The sequence below is a fragment of the Chloroflexota bacterium genome (genome assembly GCA_026389585.1).
In the GTDB taxonomy this organism is placed as follows: Bacteria; Chloroflexota; Dehalococcoidia; order UBA2247; family RBG-13-53-26; genus JAPLHP01.
Genome location: JAPLHP010000084.1, coordinates 22,281 through 38,361, shown reverse-complemented (window position 1 = coordinate 38,361; position 16,081 = coordinate 22,281). Strand labels below are relative to the sequence as shown.

The 16,081-nt window shown below is 51.5% G+C and carries 8 protein-coding genes and 1 pseudogene; 7 read left to right on the top strand and 2 right to left on the bottom strand.

Annotated elements, in window-relative coordinates:
• A partial coding sequence (locus tag NTZ04_07800; GenBank protein ID MCX5992206.1) for a site-specific integrase occupies positions 1 to 443 on the bottom strand: 443 nt, incomplete at its 3' end.
• A gap of 120 nt (positions 444 to 563) precedes the next feature.
• On the opposite strand from NTZ04_07800, the gene NTZ04_07795 reads away from it, so the two are divergent.
• From NTZ04_07795 to rpoC, 7 genes and pseudogenes are all read left to right on the top strand, one after another.
• Entirely contained in the window at positions 564 to 965 is a 402-nt protein-coding gene (locus NTZ04_07795; GenBank protein ID MCX5992205.1) for a hypothetical protein, read from the top strand.
• A 413-nt stretch (positions 966 to 1,378) separates the two neighbouring features.
• Positions 1,379 to 4,717 (top strand): formate dehydrogenase-N subunit alpha, encoded by a 3,339-nt coding sequence (fdnG, locus tag NTZ04_07790; protein ID MCX5992204.1) that lies wholly within the window; start codon positions 1,379 to 1,381, stop codon positions 4,715 to 4,717.
• Entirely contained in the window at positions 4,710 to 5,534 is an 825-nt protein-coding gene (locus NTZ04_07785) for a 4Fe-4S dicluster domain-containing protein (GenBank protein MCX5992203.1), read from the top strand. The genes fdnG and NTZ04_07785 overlap by 8 nt, the downstream gene beginning before the upstream one ends.
• A gap of 4 nt (positions 5,535 to 5,538) precedes the next feature.
• Positions 5,539 to 6,747: a Ni/Fe-hydrogenase cytochrome b subunit gene (gene hybB, locus NTZ04_07780; protein MCX5992202.1), complete on the top strand. Its 1,209-nt coding sequence runs from the start codon at positions 5,539 to 5,541 to the stop codon at positions 6,745 to 6,747.
• Between the two features lie 179 nt (positions 6,748 to 6,926).
• A complete protein-coding gene (locus NTZ04_07775; protein MCX5992201.1) occupies positions 6,927 to 7,769 on the top strand; it encodes a formate dehydrogenase accessory protein FdhE in 843 nt (280 codons plus the stop codon).
• A gap of 304 nt (positions 7,770 to 8,073) precedes the next feature.
• Positions 8,074 to 11,667: pseudogene (locus NTZ04_07770) on the top strand (DNA-directed RNA polymerase subunit beta).
• A gap of 50 nt (positions 11,668 to 11,717) precedes the next feature.
• A complete protein-coding gene (gene rpoC, locus NTZ04_07765; protein ID MCX5992200.1) occupies positions 11,718 to 15,614 on the top strand; it encodes a DNA-directed RNA polymerase subunit beta' in 3,897 nt (1,298 codons plus the stop codon).
• Between the two features lie 17 nt (positions 15,615 to 15,631).
• Here the strand turns inward: rpoC and dtd are convergent, their stop codons facing one another.
• Positions 15,632 to 16,075, bottom strand: coding sequence for a D-aminoacyl-tRNA deacylase (gene dtd / locus NTZ04_07760; GenBank protein ID MCX5992199.1), 444 nt, complete (start codon positions 16,073 to 16,075; stop codon positions 15,632 to 15,634).
• Positions 16,076 to 16,081: the final 6 nt, after the last annotated feature.

Here is a 16,081-nt window from a genome sequence, read left to right as displayed (position 1 = left end):
GCGACGTCCTCTGGCGGTGGCGCTTTGCGTCGTTTCCTGATGGCGGTGATAACGGGCACGTCTTTGGGTGTCATGGCTGGTATTCCTCTCTCGGCCAGGTAGCCAAAGAAATTGCGGAGTCCGGCGGCGAAGTTGCAGAGTGTGGATGGAGAGACCTTATTGCGTCGGAGTGTCAGCCAGGTGTCGAGGTCTATAGGCGTGGGACACGGGAAAGCGGTGACGAAGGGGCGGGTGAGTTGGGCATAGTTGCGAACGGTGTGAGGGCTGCGGCCCTTGTTGGTGAGGTGCTGACACCATGGGTCGATCCATGTGGGAAGGGGCATGGAAATTTTGGTTTGAGTGGTAGCTGCGAGTGCCTTTGTGAGCTCGGCGATGATTTCCTGGTGCCTGGGTTCAAGCGCCTGGAGCTGGGCAACAACAGCATTGATGTTGATCGGGGTCATGAGGGGAGCCTCCCTTCGTGAGTAGAAGAGGCGTGAGATGCCGACGCCTCGATTTGAAGGGTAGAAGTATAGCCCAGGGCGAATAATAAATGCAAGGCTAATGATTTATGGAGGGCTAAGGTGGACAAAAACACTTGGGTAATAGAGTTTATCCATCCCGAATTAGGTGAGGACGTACAGGGCCGCGCTGGCTATTACATCCCCACGGAAGAACACGTCCTAACCTATAACGGCCGAGAGATTCTCTACATATTGGGTTACGCCTGTCTGGAAAGGCCATGCTGTGGTGCCGGAGCAAACTGGGGTTACATTCAGGTGCCCGGCTATCTGGTCAGGAGACACATACGTGGCAAGGGGACCGCACCACCCGTTTCCAAAGTAGAAATAATCCAGAATGAGAATGACCGCAACAACATTAAACAGTCTCTGCAGCAGCAACACCCCGGTGCTCAGATAGAGATATGGGGCACTGAGTATCTACAGTCGCCACAAGACCACGCACAAAATAAACCATCCCCCTGAAATACAGTGCGGGTCGATTGACACTTTAATTCAGACCAGGGATTCCCAGATCATTGAAATTGCACTTCCCGCTCTTATCATCCTCCACAAGGTGATCAAACCCGCCGCAAAATCGCCTGCAACCCAAAGGTCATTCAATGCAGTTCATCCAGCACAATATGGATTTGTTTGCTTCCGAAAAGGCGACCTGTTACAATTTATCTATAAATTCAGTTAGCACACAAAGTATTTGTGTAAAGCAGCGTAGATCAAGGCATCTGAGGTGGTGGCCTTCGGAACTGGATGGGAAAACTAGCCAAGACAACATGATAAGAACACCGGAGCAGGTAAGGCAGGGCAATTCGATAAATATTGAATTGCCCTTTTTGGTACTTGATTGCGACCCTATAACCCAGTAGAAAGGAGGACGACACGTGGAACTAGACCGCAGAGACTTCCTGAAGCTATCGGGGACAGCCGTGGTTGCTGCTGTGGCTTTGAGTGCTCTGCCCGAGCTGCCAGCGATGGCCGCACAAAAGTTTACGCTGAAACCGCCAGTCAAGGAAACGCACACCATCTGCTGTTACTGCTCCGTCGGCTGCGGGGCCATAGTAGCAGCCTGGAAGGACGAGCAAGGCAAGGAGCACATAAAGATAGAGGGGGATCCAGTCCACCCCATCAACCTGGGTTCGCTCTGTCCCAAGGGTATGGCCATGTACCAGATTCATGAAGTGGACGGTGAACCCAATGATCAAAGGGTGACCAAGCCACTGTACAGGGCCCCTGGGAGCAGCGAATTTGTGGAAAAAGACTGGGACTGGATGTTGAATGAAATTGCCGCCAGGGTGAAGAAAACCCGGGATGACAATTTCATAGCGGTCGATGCGAATGGCAAAACCGTCAACCGCAATGAGAGAATGGGTTCGCTTGGCGGCGGAGAGCTGGACAATGAGGAATGCTACCTCCTGGCCAAGATGAGTCGAGCCCTCGGTGTGGTGTACCTGGAACACTGCGCCCGGTTGTGACATTCCTCTACAGTTGCGGCTCTGTCAGAGTCGTTCGGTAGAGGGGCAATGACCAATCATTGGATTGACATCAAGAACGCCGACTGTGTCCTGATCATCGGTTCCAATGCAGCAGAGAACCATCCCATATCCTTCAAGTGGGTGCTCAAAGCGAGGGAAGAACGGAAGGCGAAGATTATCCATGTCGATCCGCGCTTCAGCCGCACTTCCTCCAAGGCTGATATCTTCGCCCGGATCAGAGCGGGTACGGACATCGCCTTCATAGGCGGTATGATCTACTACGTCCTAGAGGACATGCGGAAGAACCCGCAGAACTACAATATCGAGTACGTCTCGCAGTACACCAATGCCGCCTATATCGTCAACAACGGCATAAAGCTGCCTGGCGAGGATGGGCTGTTCAGTGGCTGGGATAGCACTAACAATAAATATGACCCCGCCACCTGGCAATATGCCAGCGTGCCCAATGCCACAGCCGAAGCAAAGCTCCTCACACTAGACTGGAGTGACTGGACAAACAGGACGGATGATGAGGAAACCGCCTGGGCAGAACTGAACGAGTATTGCGTGCTCAAGCTCCTGTGGAGGCACTATAAACGGTACAGTTATGATGACGATAACGCGATGGTTCCACGGATTACCGGTATACCAGCGGACAAATTGAAGCAGGTCTACTCCGAGTATGCCAAAACCGGCGCCAAGAATATGGCGGGAACAATTATGTATGCCATGGGCGCCACGCAGCATACCTTTGGCACCCAGAACATAAGGGCATACTCTATTCTTCAACTCCTCTTGGGCAACATGGGCATTGCCGGCGGCGGCATTAACGCCCTGCGCGGCACGTCCAACGTTCAAGGTTCGACCGACATGGGCTTACTCAGTCACATCTTGCCCGGTTATCTCAAGGTGTCAAACGATAGCGATACGGACATATTGTTGGGAGATGCGACTGCAGTTCCCCCATTAGGCTATCTTGGCAGGGTTACTCCGCAAGCTATCAATCCACCGCCAGGGCTTGCCGGGACAAAGACGGTGAACTGGTGGATGAACGCCCCCAAATATATGGTGAGCCTGCTCAAGGCATGGTGGCCCGACACTGACCCCAAAGTCAGCTACCACTACCTGCCCAAGGGAAAAGCCAGCGGCGTCAACTACACCCATCTCGGCCTGATTGAGGCAATGGGTAATGACAAGATTGACGGGCTCTGGGTCTGGGGCCAGAACCCGGCATCGGGTGGCCCCAACTCCAAAGTGGCGCGTGAGGCCCTGGGAAGACTGAAGTGGCTGGTAATCAGCGATGTCTGGACAAACGAGACTGCCACGTTCTGGAAGAGACCCGGAGTCACGCCCGCCGATATCAATACTGAAGTCTTCCTGTTGCCCGCTGCTGCCTCCTTCGAAAAGGAGGGCAGCGTTTCCAACAGCGGCCGCTGGGTTCAGTGGCGCTACAGAGCAGTTCTGCCGCCAGGCAAAGCCCTGCCTGACTTGGACATCATGAGCCAACTCATGAAGAAGATTCAAGATCTCTACAAAGAAGAAGGTGGGAAGGCTCCTGAGCCAATCCTCGAGCTGGACTGGCCATATGGTGACATAGCTGATGCGGACTTCGTAGCCAGGGAGATCAACGGCTACGCCCTGGAACCTTTTGACATACCTGGTATAACACCAGGCACAGTAGCCCGGAGCAGCTATGCCAAAGGAGAGTTAATCGACTGGTTCAACGATCTGCAAAAAGACGGGAAGACCTCCTCAGGCAACTGGCTATTCTGCGGCCAGTACAACAAGGCTTTGGATCCCGACAAGCTAGACCATCCTGAACTTATCACCGTGGTAAACGGCATCGATTCCATAAACAAGGCGAAGAAGCGTGACTGGAAGGACACATCCTTAGTGGTGGTGGTGGGTGAATCCGAGAAACAGATCGGGCTGTATGCCAACTGGGCCTGGTGCTGGCCGAGGAACCGCCGCATCATCTATAACCGCGCCTCAGTTGATCTGCAGGGCAAACCATGGGATCCCAACCGCCCCGTGCTCCGCTGGAACGGCGCCTGGGAAATCGGCAGCGACATCGAAGACGGCGGCGGAAAGGCCATAAAGGCACTAGGCAGCGAAAAGAGACTCCCCTTCATCATGAATTCTGATGGCGTGGGCAAACTATGGGGTTACGGAGAGAGAGGTACCCCTCTAAAGGACGGCCCAATTCCGGAAGTCTACGAGCCATGGGAGAGCCCCATCACAAATCTGATGTCAAAACAGCAATATGACCCGGCGGCATTCATCGGAGAGTTCAGGAACGACCGCGGCACAGTCGTCCTATTTCCTCATGTTGCCATTACCTACCGCTGCACCGAGCACTGGCAGACGGGGATCATGACCAGAAACCTGCCCTGGTTGGCGGAACTGATGCCGAAGATGTACGTGGAGCTTGGTCAGGATCTGGCCGACTCCCTTGTTCCAAAGATCGAGAGCGGAGACAGGGTCAAGGTTACGTCAGCCCGTGGATCGATCGAAGCAGTAGCCATAGTCACCAAGCGCTTCCAAGGTATAGTGGTGGATGGAAATCATCTCATTCACCAGATCGGCATCCCCTGGCATTGGGGCTATGCAGGACGTGGCACTGTCACTGGCGACAGCGGCAACATCCTCACCCCCCATGTGGGAGACGCCAACACTTCCATACCAGAATACAAGGGTTTCCTATGCAACATAGAGAAGCTGGTGGCAAGGGAGGCGGCAAATGTCTGAATCTGAGAAAGGAAAAGCTGTACTTTACGACGGCAACAGGTGCATAGGATGCAGGGCCTGCTCAGTGGCCTGCAAGAGCTGGAATAAGAATTCAGCGGATAAGGAGTCCGATAACGGAGTAGAGATCACGGGAGGGATTGAGGGAAAGACGCAGCTCTCCGCCCGCACCTTCACCTTCATGCGCTATCGGGAGATCGGCGATGGCTACGATCTCCACTGGGCCTTTGCCAAGATCCAGTGCATGCACTGTCTGAATCCGGCTTGCGAGACAGCCTGCATTGTGGGCGCGCTGAGGAGGGACGAGGAAACGGGAGCAGTGCTATACAACCAAGCCAAGTGCATCGGCTGCCGGTACTGCATGGTCGCCTGCCCCTTCGGAATACCCACGTATCAATGGGACAGGCCATCGCCCTGGATACGCAAGTGCACCTTCTGTGCTGACCGCCAGAATGGCGGCCTTTCCCCGGCCTGTGTGACGGCCTGTCCGACCGGTGCTCTTGAGATTTTTGATGAACGGCAACAGGCCATCGAAGAGGCCCATCGCCGCATTGAGGCGTCGCCGGACAAGTACGTTGACCGCGTTTATGGGGAGAAAGAGGCAGGAGGTACCTCCTGGATGTACATCTCACCGGTGGATTTCCAGGATCTGGACTTCCCCAATGTCACAAATGAATCTGTGCCCAGGAACGCTCGCAAGGCTATGGGCGCCCTCCCTTACTACGCCGCGGGCGTGATAGTCCTTATGGCTGGCGCCTACTGGTATACCAAACGTCGCCAGAAGATAGCCGCTGGTGAGCACGAGAAGAAGGAGGGGTGACGAGATGACAACACCACAGAAAGAACGCAGACTACCCGTCGGCACCCTCTTCCTGGCCCTCCTGGTGGTCATCTTCCTGGCAACGGCAGTGGTACGCTACGCCAAGGGTCTCGGATTCATCAGCAACATGAGCGACGGCCGTGGCTGGGGAATCTGGATCGGCTTTGACCTCTACTGCGGGGTAGCTCTGGCGGCAGGCGGATTCACCCTGGCAGCCATCGTCTACATCTTCCACCTGGAAAAGTACCACCCTGTGGTGAGGCCTGCGATCCTCACTGCCTTCCTGGGCTATCTGCTGGTTGTCTTCGCCCTCCTGGTCGACCTCGGACAACCCTGGTATATATGGAAGATGATCTTCAACCCGAACATCCACTCTCCTCTATATGAAGTGGGCTGGTGCGTGATGCTCTACACCGCCGTGTTGGCATTGGAGATAAGCCCGGCTGTCTTTGAGAAGCTCAATTGGAGCATTCCCCTGAAGTTCATCCGAATGATCCAGATCCCCCTGATCATCGCCGGCATCGTGATCTCCACCGGTCACCAGAATTCCCTGGGATCGATGTCGCTCTTGTTTTCCAACACACTCAACCACCTGTGGTACACACCTATCCTGCCCCTGCTTTTCTTCGTCTCGGCAGTAGCCGTAGGGCCAGCCATGGTCATCTTAGAGTCCACTCTCAGCGGCAAGGCCTTCGGCCACCAGGTGAAACTGGAAGTCCTCAGCGGCCTGGGCAAGATTGTCTCTTACATCCTGGGTGTCTACCTGGCACTGAAGGTCGGAGACATAGTATTCGCCGGATGGCCACACTTCAACGAGTTGAAGGCCCTTGGCAACGAGTACCCAGCCAACGTCTTCTGGTTCGCTGAGGTTATTCTCGGCGTGATTCTCCCTATGGTCTTGTTCTCAATGCCCAAGGTGAGACAGAGCAGGACAGGCTTGTTCTGCAGTGCGCTACTGGTGATCGGCGGATTGGTGTTCAACCGCTTCAACATTACCCTGATACAGCTACCTCCACGCCCGGGCTACACCTACTTCCCTAGCTGGCAGGAGTTCGCCGTCTCGATAGGTCTCGTCTCCGGCGGCATCATCGTCTTCATGCTGGCCAACCGCTTCCTGCCCATCGCGGAGCATCATGAAGAGTCCGTAGAGCACAAGCCAGATAAAGCTGCTACAACCGAGGCCGGGAGCATCGTAGGCCCTATAGACAAGTAACTAAGACAAGTAATGAAGGCTTGTGGTTAGACCGCAGGCCTTTATTGCTTTTGTTGAACCCTATCTCCAACACGGATGCTAGTATTTCAACAAAAGTCATCTATGTACCACATTTATATAAATTCCTTTGAAATGAACCCAAGAGACTGGTAGACTGGCAAAAGGAAAACCCAGTGGCCATGGAGAGATCAGACGATAGCAAGATCCTGCAAAGACTTGAGAAGTGGGCACAAAGGAATGGCTCGCTGCCCCCTGTTATCGAGACCTACGAGAAGCTGCTTCGTCTTCAAAGTGAGGCCAGGTCTCGCCTTATTGTTCAGCAGCCTGACCTGACCAAAGAAGCCGCTCTCAGCCAGCTAAGCCAAGGCATTCCCCTGCTGAAGTTCGAAGAGCTTCCCTTAGACTGGCCTACAGTGCAAAATCTGTTCCGGGCAGCCGTTCTCATCCTGACCGAACACAACAGCGATAACCGCAGAGATACCAAAGCCCTGGGAAACATCGCCTCTGACACCCCGCTACTCCAACAATCGGCCAGGGATTGGTATCAAGGGCACTCATTGTCACCTATCGCTGCACAAAATCACATCAGCGAGAAGCTTCTGTCCAATATTATTCAGGCTACCCTCCGTCCTTTCCTGATGGCTCACTCCGAAGCATTGTCGAAGTTAATCAAACAGGAAATATGGCGGCGCAAGAACTGCCCGGTTTGCGGAGGCAACCCGGATTTCGCCTCCCTGGATAAAGACCAGGGAGCAAGGTGGTTAATGTGCTCTCGCTGCGACACACAGTGGCTTTTCCAGCGATTGCAGTGTTCCAGCTGCGGCACCCAGGATCATGATGCCCTTGCCTATCTCACTGACGACGATGAACTATATCGCATATATACCTGTGAAAAGTGCCAGAGCTATATCAAGGCTATCGATCTGCGGAAGACAGGTTCAGAGGTATTACTGCCCTTAGAAAGAATCCTTACCTCAGACCTGGATAGGCAAGCAACAGAGAAGGGATACAAGTCTGTCTAGTGTTCCCTCCCAGGTCAAGTTCACTAATGGTTGGTGGAGACCATACAGCAAGAAGCAGATTTATTCAAAACCAAACAGGGTTTAGCTTAACCCCTGTCATAATCGTAGAACATCCACCGAGTACAACAATTATTTGACATAGATTGGACAGTGCGCTATACTAATTTTTTGCACTTGCGTTCTATGCAATATTGTTCCTCATTAAGTGTTTCCATCTTGGTATAGGTGTGTCCTGTTTTGTTTTAATTTGTTACTATGAGGCACACTATGCCCATTAAAGCCAGCAAAGGAGTGTGTACAAGCTTTGACTTCTACTAATATTGTTTCCCAGACACAAAGCATCGCCAGAAAATCGTTCGCCAAAACCTCACCCGTATTAGAAATACCCAACCTAATCCAAATACAGTTCAACTCCTTCCGCAGGTTCCAGGAGCAGGGGCTGAGAGAGCTTTTCCAGGACCTGACTATCAAGGACCTGACTGGTGCACGGCTTGAACTGCGTTTCCTCAACTGTGAGTTCGGACCGCCAAAGAATTCGATATTGGATTGCCGGGAACGTGACCTGACTTATGCCACACCACTCTATGCCAAGGTTCAGTTGGTAGTTAAAGGGACAGGAGAAGTTAAAGAACAGAATATCTTCATAATTGATCTACCATTAATGACCCCTGACGGTACCTTCATTATCAATGGGGCAGAGCGAGTAGTAGTAAGCCAATTGATCCGTTCGCCAGGCCTCTACCTTACTAGCGAGACAGATGTGGCAAGCGGGCGTGAACTCTGCTATGGAAAGCTCATACCAGAGCACGGATCATGGCTCGATTTTGAAACCACCACCAAGGATGTCATCTGGGTGAAGGTAAACGGTAAGAGGCGATTCCCTGTCACCACCATCCTGCGCGCTGTAGGCTATGCCGGCACCGAGGATTTACTCCAGCTATTCAAAGATGTAGATACAAATCCAGCCCACTCCTTCATTGCAGCTAGCGCTAAACAGGACTCTTTTATCAAGAACGAAACTGAGGCTATACTCGAAATCCACAGACGTCTGCGCCCCGGAGATCTCCCTAATATCAACAATGCCAAGACCTTACTGGACAACCTGTTCTTTAACCCCAGACACTATAATCTGGGCAAGGTCGGCCGTTACAAGCTCAACAAGAGGCTGGGGCAAGAGGCATCAGGGAATAACCATAGTAGTTCTGCCCTCACCCGAGAAGACCTTGTAGCCATAGTACATCACATTATCATGGTCAACAATGGACTGGAAGCACCTGATGACATTGATCATCTGAGCAATCGAAGACTGCGCACCGTCGGTGAACTAATTCAGAACCAGTTCCATATTGCCCTTCTGAACCTCGAGCGAATGGTAAAGGAACGCATGACCATCGTTGACCCTGAAACTGTTACACCAAATGCCCTCATCAATACCCGACCTATAAATACCGCAATAAGGGACTTCTTCAGTGGCTCCCAGTTATGTCAATTCATGGATCAGACTAACCCCCTGGCGGAATTAACCCATAAACGTCGTCTGTCAACACTGGGGCCCGGAGGACTATCAAGAGAACGGGCTGGCTTCGAGGTCCGTGATGTTCACCATTCTCACTACGGCAGGATTTGTCCTATTGAGACACCTGAAGGGCCAAATATCGGCCTGATAAGTTCCATGGCTACCTACGCCTCCATTGATGAATATGGTTTCATAACGACTCCATATCGAAAAGTAGTCCGAGAGGTAAGAAATACGCCAGAGGAGTTGCGAAATAGGACCCTCAGAGAGCCGATATCTGACGACGATGGCCATCAAATTGCTAAAAATGGAGCGCGTATCACCCCTAAGATTGCCGAGCAAATATCCCGGCTATCACCAAGAGATGTGAAGGTGCTGCCTTTCGTATCTGACCAGATTGTCTACCTTCCGGCTGATAAGGAAGAGGCCTATGTCATCGCGCAAGCCAATGCCCCCATCGGGTCTGATGGCCAATTCAACGAGAGCAAAATCGAGGTGAGAAAAGGGGAACGATTCTTTTCAGAGGCCCCTGAGAACGTCGACCTTATGGACGTTTCCCCAAAACAGATAGTAGGTATATCTGCCTCCCTAATTCCCTTCTTGGAACATGATGATGCTAACCGAGCGCTGATGGGATCCAATATGGAGCGCCAGGCAGTGCCTTTGCTTTGCTCTGAGTCTCCGATAGTGGGAACAGGGATAGAGCAGCAAGTGGCCCGAGATAGTGGGCAGTTGATCCTGACCGACAGCGACGGTGAGGTTGTCTCTGCCACCGGGAACCAGATCGTTGTCAGAAGTGATAGCGGCGAAGAACATGTTTATCCCCTGACGAAATTCATGCGCACTAACCAAGGAACCTGTGTCAACCAACATCCCATTGTAAGCAAAGGCTCCAGGGTTCACCCAGGTCAGGTACTAGCCGACAGCTCAGCCACTGATGATGGAATACTGGCACTGGGGCAAAATTTGCTTTGTGCTTTCATGAGCTGGGAAGGATACAACTTCGAAGATGCAATTATAATCTCAGAGAAGCTGGTCAAAGACGATAAATTTACCTCAATCCACATTGAACGGTGTGAGGTTGAGGCAAGAGAGACCAAGCTGGGTGCCGAGGAAATTACCAGAGACATTCCCAATGTGGGGGAAGAGAGTCTTCGCCAGCTAGATGACGATGGGATTATACAAGTCGGTGCCACCGTTGAGTCAGGAGACATTCTGGTAGGGAAGATCACCCCCAAGGGAGAAACCGAGTTGAGTGCCGAAGAGAAGCTCCTCAGAGTCATCTTCGGTGAGAAAGCCCGGGAAGTAAAAGACACCTCTCTTCGGGTACCTCACGGTGAAAAGGGATTGGTAATCGCGGTAAGAATTTTTACCAACCGTGATGAATTACAGGAGGGCGTCAGCAAGCTGGTAAGGGTATGGATTGCCCAAAAGAGGAAGGCTTCAGAGGGAGACAAACTGGCCGGCAGGCATGGCAATAAGGGTGTTATAGGTCGTATACTGCCTGAAGAAGACATGCCCTTCCTGCCCGACGGCACACCCGTTGATATCATCCTCAATCCTATCGGAGTACCCTCCCGAATGAATTTGGGGCAGATTTTCGAGACCCACCTTGGCTGGGCCGCCCACGAGCTTGGCCTCAAGGTCGACTGCCCTGTATTTGAGGGAGCTGATACGGCGGTGATTGAGAATGCACTGGCAAGAGCTTGGATTATCCGCCAAGCTGGTTCCAGCAACGATGGTTCTAACCCCGAGGAGAGGCTTGCAAAGGCAAAAACATGGCTTCAAACTCAGGGCTTCGATGGCGATAAGGTATTCAGCCAGGATTCCACCTCCGAAGCTACTCTGGTATGCCTTCGCCTCTGGCTTAAAGAACTGGAGGTTTCAACTGAAGGACTCACTGATAAACAGATACAACAACAAGTAGAGAAGGTGATTAAAGAAAGGTCCGTTTCTCCACCGATCTACGGTAAAACCATACTTTACGACGGACGCACTGGTCAGCCATTTGATCAGCCTGTAACAGTGGGATATGTCTATATGATGAAGCTAATCCACCTAGTGGAGGATAAAATACATGCTCGCTCTACAGGTCCTTACACCCTGATCACACAACAGCCATTGGGAGGTAAGGCTCAATTCGGAGGACAACGCTTTGGCGAGATGGAGGTCTGGGCACTAGAAGCCTATGGAGCTGCCCACACCCTCCAAGAGCTTCTCACCATCAAGTCCGACGATATCGCTGGAAGAGCTAAAGCCTATGAAGCTATCACCAAGGGTGAGGATGTGTATCCTCCAGGACTGCCAGAATCCTTCAACGTTCTGGTCCGCGAACTACAGAGTCTAGGATTATCAGTAGATTTGTTCAGCGAAGAGAAGATCTGACCACAGCATAAGCACAATTAAAACTGCATTTCCAAGGAGGCAACGCTTTGTTTAGTGCCGATAGCCTTAGCGGAATTCGAATCTCTCTTGCCTCACCAGAGCAGATTAAAAGCTGGTCCTGGGGTGAGGTAACAAAGCCGGAGACTATAAATTACCGTAGTCTGAAACCAGAGAGAGATGGACTTTTTTGCGAAAGGATCTTTGGCCCCACCAAGGACTTCGAATGCTACTGCGGGAAATATAAGAAGGTACGCTACAAGGGTATTCGCTGTGATCGGTGTGGCGTAGAGGTTACTCTCTCCAAGGTGCGCCGGGAGCGCATGGGTCATATAGAATTGGCCGCCCCGGTGGCTCATAGCTGGTTCCTGAAGGGGATACCGAGCAGAATAGGATTACTCCTTGACCTTTCACCACGCAGTCTAGAGCGTATCATCTATTTTGCCCAGTACATCATAACCAGTGTAGACGAAGAGCCAAAACAAAGACTGATCCAGCAACTGCAGGAAGAGCGCCAGCAGATATCCCAAAAGGAAGATGTCAATGTCGAGGAGCGGATTCGGTTAGAGAAGGAAATCGAGGAAGAGATTGAAGAGATAGAGGATTTGCGTCCTCTGAAACTGCTTACGGATGGCAAATACCGCGAACTCAAAAAGAAACACGGCACCTTCTTCGAAGCAGATTCGGGTGCTCAAGCTATCCTGACCATCCTTCGCAAGCTTCATCTGGAAGAACTCCATGAAGCCTTACATCAGGAGCTCATTTCTGCCTCAGGACAACGACGGAAGAAAGCCATTAAGAGATTACAGGTAGTTGAAGCTTTCCGTCGCAGCGGCAACAAGCCAGAATGGATGATTTTGACCATCCTCCCCGTTCTGCCCCCTGACTTACGACCCATAGTACAGCTAGATGGGAGACGATTTGCTACCAGCGATCTCAATGATCTTTATCGAAGGGTAATCAACCGGAATAATCGCCTTCGAAGGCTGTTGGACGTAGGTGCCCCCGAGATAATTATCCACAACGAAAAAAGGATGCTGCAAGAGGCAGTGGATTCTCTTATCGACAATGGGAGACAAAGAAGGGCTATTACTGGTGCAGGCAACCGACCTTTGCAGTCACGATCAGATGTGCTTCGAGGCAAACAGGGACGTTTCCGCCAGAATCTTCTGGGCAAGAGAGTCGATTATAGCGGGCGCTCAGTAATAATAGTGGGTCCTGAACTGGGGCTTCATCAGTGTGGATTGCCCAAGCGCATGGCCATGGAACTCTTCAAACCATTTCTCATGTTTCGCCTGGTACAACAGGGTCTTGCTACCAATATCAAGAGTGCGAAGAGAATGGTGGAGAGAGCAAGACCGGAAATCTGGAGTATCTTAGAAGAAGTCGTTAAAGAAAGGCCGGTTTTGCTCAACCGAGCTCCAACATTGCACCGACTTGGCATTCAGGCATTTGAGCCTGTGTTAATCGAAGGCAGTGCTATTCAACTTCATCCTCTGGTATGCACTGCCTTTAACGCGGACTTCGATGGAGACCAAATGGCTGTACATGTTCCCTTATCAAGGGCTGCAGTCATGGAGGCCAGAAAATCAATGCTCAGTATCCACAACATGATCTTGCCTAGCAACGGAGAACCTGCAGTAGCGCCAACTCTTGACATGGTCCTCGGTTGTTATTACCTGACATCCCTCAAGCCAGGGGGCAAAGGGGAGGGAAAATCTTTCGGTAGCTTTAGCGAAGCGGAGTTGGCCTACAACCTGGACATCGTTGACCTGGGTGCAGAGATCGAAGTACGGATGCATGACCATGATCAGCAAAAGCGTATCAAGACAACCGTGGGACGGATTATCTTTAACAGCATTATGCCCAAAGAAGTTGGTTTCATTAACGAAACAGTAGACAAGACACGTCTGAAGCGGCTTATCGCAGACTGCATCAAACTAGTAGGCAATGTAGATACCGCTATTATGGCTGACAATATCAAGAATTTGGGATTCAGATATGCCACCAAATCAGGTACCACCATCAGTCTTAACGATGTAAAGGTACCGCAAGAAAAAACTCAGGTTCTCCGGGAGGCTGAAAAGGTCATTGCTCAAATAGAAGACCAGCACTATCGGGGACTAATCACTGATGAGGAACGGTATAGCGGCACAGTGGACCAGTGGACACAGGCCACTGAAAAAATCACTGACCTTGTCTCACAATCATTGGATCGCTACGGGGGGGTCTACATGATGGCAACCTCGGGAGCAAAAGGCAACCTCTCTCAGATAAGGCAGATGGCAGGCATGCGCGGCTTGATGACAGATCCTTCGGGTAAGATCATAGAGTTTCCCATCAAGTCCAGCTTCAACGAAGGACTTTCCGTTCTGGAGTACTTTATCTCTACACATGGCGCCCGCAAGGGACTGGCAGATACTGCCTTGAGAACCTCAGATGCGGGCTACCTTACCAGACGCCTTGTAGACATTGTTCAAGATGTCATCATTACTGAGAAGGATTGTGGCACAACTTCTGGTATTTGGTGCACAGAGTCCAAAGACAGTTTCCTGCCTCATCTTTCTGAGCGCATAGTAGGACGCTTGGCCGCAGCCACAGTAACTGACCCCTCTGACGGGAAGGCCATCGTAGATCGAAATGAGGAAATAACCGAGGAGAAGGCAAGGCAGATTGTCTCAGCAGGAATAAGTCAGGTTTACGCCAGGTCGCCACTTAGCTGTCAGTCAAGGGTCGGCATCTGCCAGTCCTGCTATGGTAATGACCTCTCCAAAGGTCACCTGGCAGACGAGGGTACCACAGTCGGCATTATCGCCGCCCAGAGTATTGGAGAGCCAGGAACACAGCTAACACTCCGTACCTTCCACACCGGCGGGGTATTGGGTTTGGATATCACCACCGGATTGCCACGAGTAGAGGAGCTCTTTGAATCAAGAATACCAAAAGGGCAAGCTATCCTTTCCGAAATCGACGGTGTGGCAGAGGTCTTACCCACCGAAGAAGGTTACAAAATAAGGATTACCAACTCTGAGTTATATCGTAACGAATACCCTCTGCCCCCCGGTACAGAACCGCAGGTCAGCGACGGTGAATGGGTAGATGTAGGAACAGTTTTAGCCAAGCAATCCTCAACAGCCTCGGCTGAAGAAGAAGCAGATGTGTCATCACCAGTTCCCCTCCTGTTAGCTCCTGTGAGTGGCAAGGTAAATATTGAAGGCAACAACCTCATCATCAGCTATGAGGAAAAGGAAGAGGAAGAATACATCATTCCTTTTATATCAAATATTAAAATAATAAATGGTTCCCATGTGAAGGCCGGTGACCTCCTTACTGACGGCCACGCTAATCCCCAGGACATCCTGCGTATCAAAGGACGCGAAGCTATGCAGCGATATCTTGTAGACGAAATACAGAAAGTCTATCGCTCTCAAGGAGTTACCATCAATGATAGGCATATCGAGATTATTGGCCGCCGAATGCTACAAAAGGTAAGGGTCGATTCCCCTGGTGATACTGAATTGCTTCCCGGAGACCTGGTAGATCGCTTCGCCTTTGAAGATATCAACGCTAGAGTGGTAGCTGAAGCAGGCGAACCAGCCACAGCTCAGACCGCCCTCTTAGGGATAACAAAGGCTGCCCTCAATTCGGATAGCTGGCTGGCTGCGGCTTCTTTCCAGGAGACCACTCGAGTACTCACAGAGGCAGCCATAAACGGGAAGGTGGATAGACTCCTAGGGCTTAAGGAGAACGTGATTATAGGGAGACTGATCCCCGCTCGCTGTCTCAAACCGGAAGACTTACAGGCCTTACAAGGTCAGCTTACTAAGCAAGAAGAAGTCCTACAGATACAAGAAGAAATGATGAGCAAGCCAGTAGAACTTGAGGGCCAGGCTGAGCCCCAGTTACAGGCTGCTGCCACAGGGGATATTTCAGAGGAATCAAATTAGCCTAACTTGATAGCTTCTCACAACTTGCTATCGAGGAGAATGGTAACCGGGCCGTCATTGTAGATTTCCACCAGCATGTGCTTCTGGAATCGCCCTGTCTCTATTCTTAGGCCCGTAGCCCTCGCCAGTTCCACAAACTTGTTGAATAGAGCTTCAGCCTCAACTGGCAATGCTGCCTGAGTGAAGCTGGGTCGTCGACCTTTGCGAGCATCAGCTAGCAGTGTGAATTGGCTCACCGCTAACAGTTCTCCATTGACATCCACCAGTGAGAGATTGAATTTGCCTGCCTCGTCTGAGAATATACGGAGGTTAACTACCTTCCCGGCCAAGAATCGTGCATCGCTTTCCGTATCTCCCTGAGCTACACCCACCAGGCACACCAGTCCCTTGCCGATCCGGGCTACTTCTTCTCCATCAATACTAACAGAGGCCCGGGTCACCAGCTGCAGCAATACCCTCATCGATCA

Coding starts and splice junctions, on each gene's coding strand:
- NTZ04_07785 (MCX5992203.1), top strand. CDS start 4,710: ATGTCTGAATCTGAGAAAGGAAAAGCTGTACTTTACGACGGCAACAGG.
- hybB (MCX5992202.1), top strand. CDS start 5,539: ATGACAACACCACAGAAAGAACGCAGACTACCCGTCGGCACCCTCTTC.
- NTZ04_07775 (MCX5992201.1), top strand. CDS start 6,927: ATGGAGAGATCAGACGATAGCAAGATCCTGCAAAGACTTGAGAAGTGG.
- dtd (MCX5992199.1), bottom strand. CDS start 16,075: ATGAGGGTATTGCTGCAGCTGGTGACCCGGGCCTCTGTTAGTATTGAT.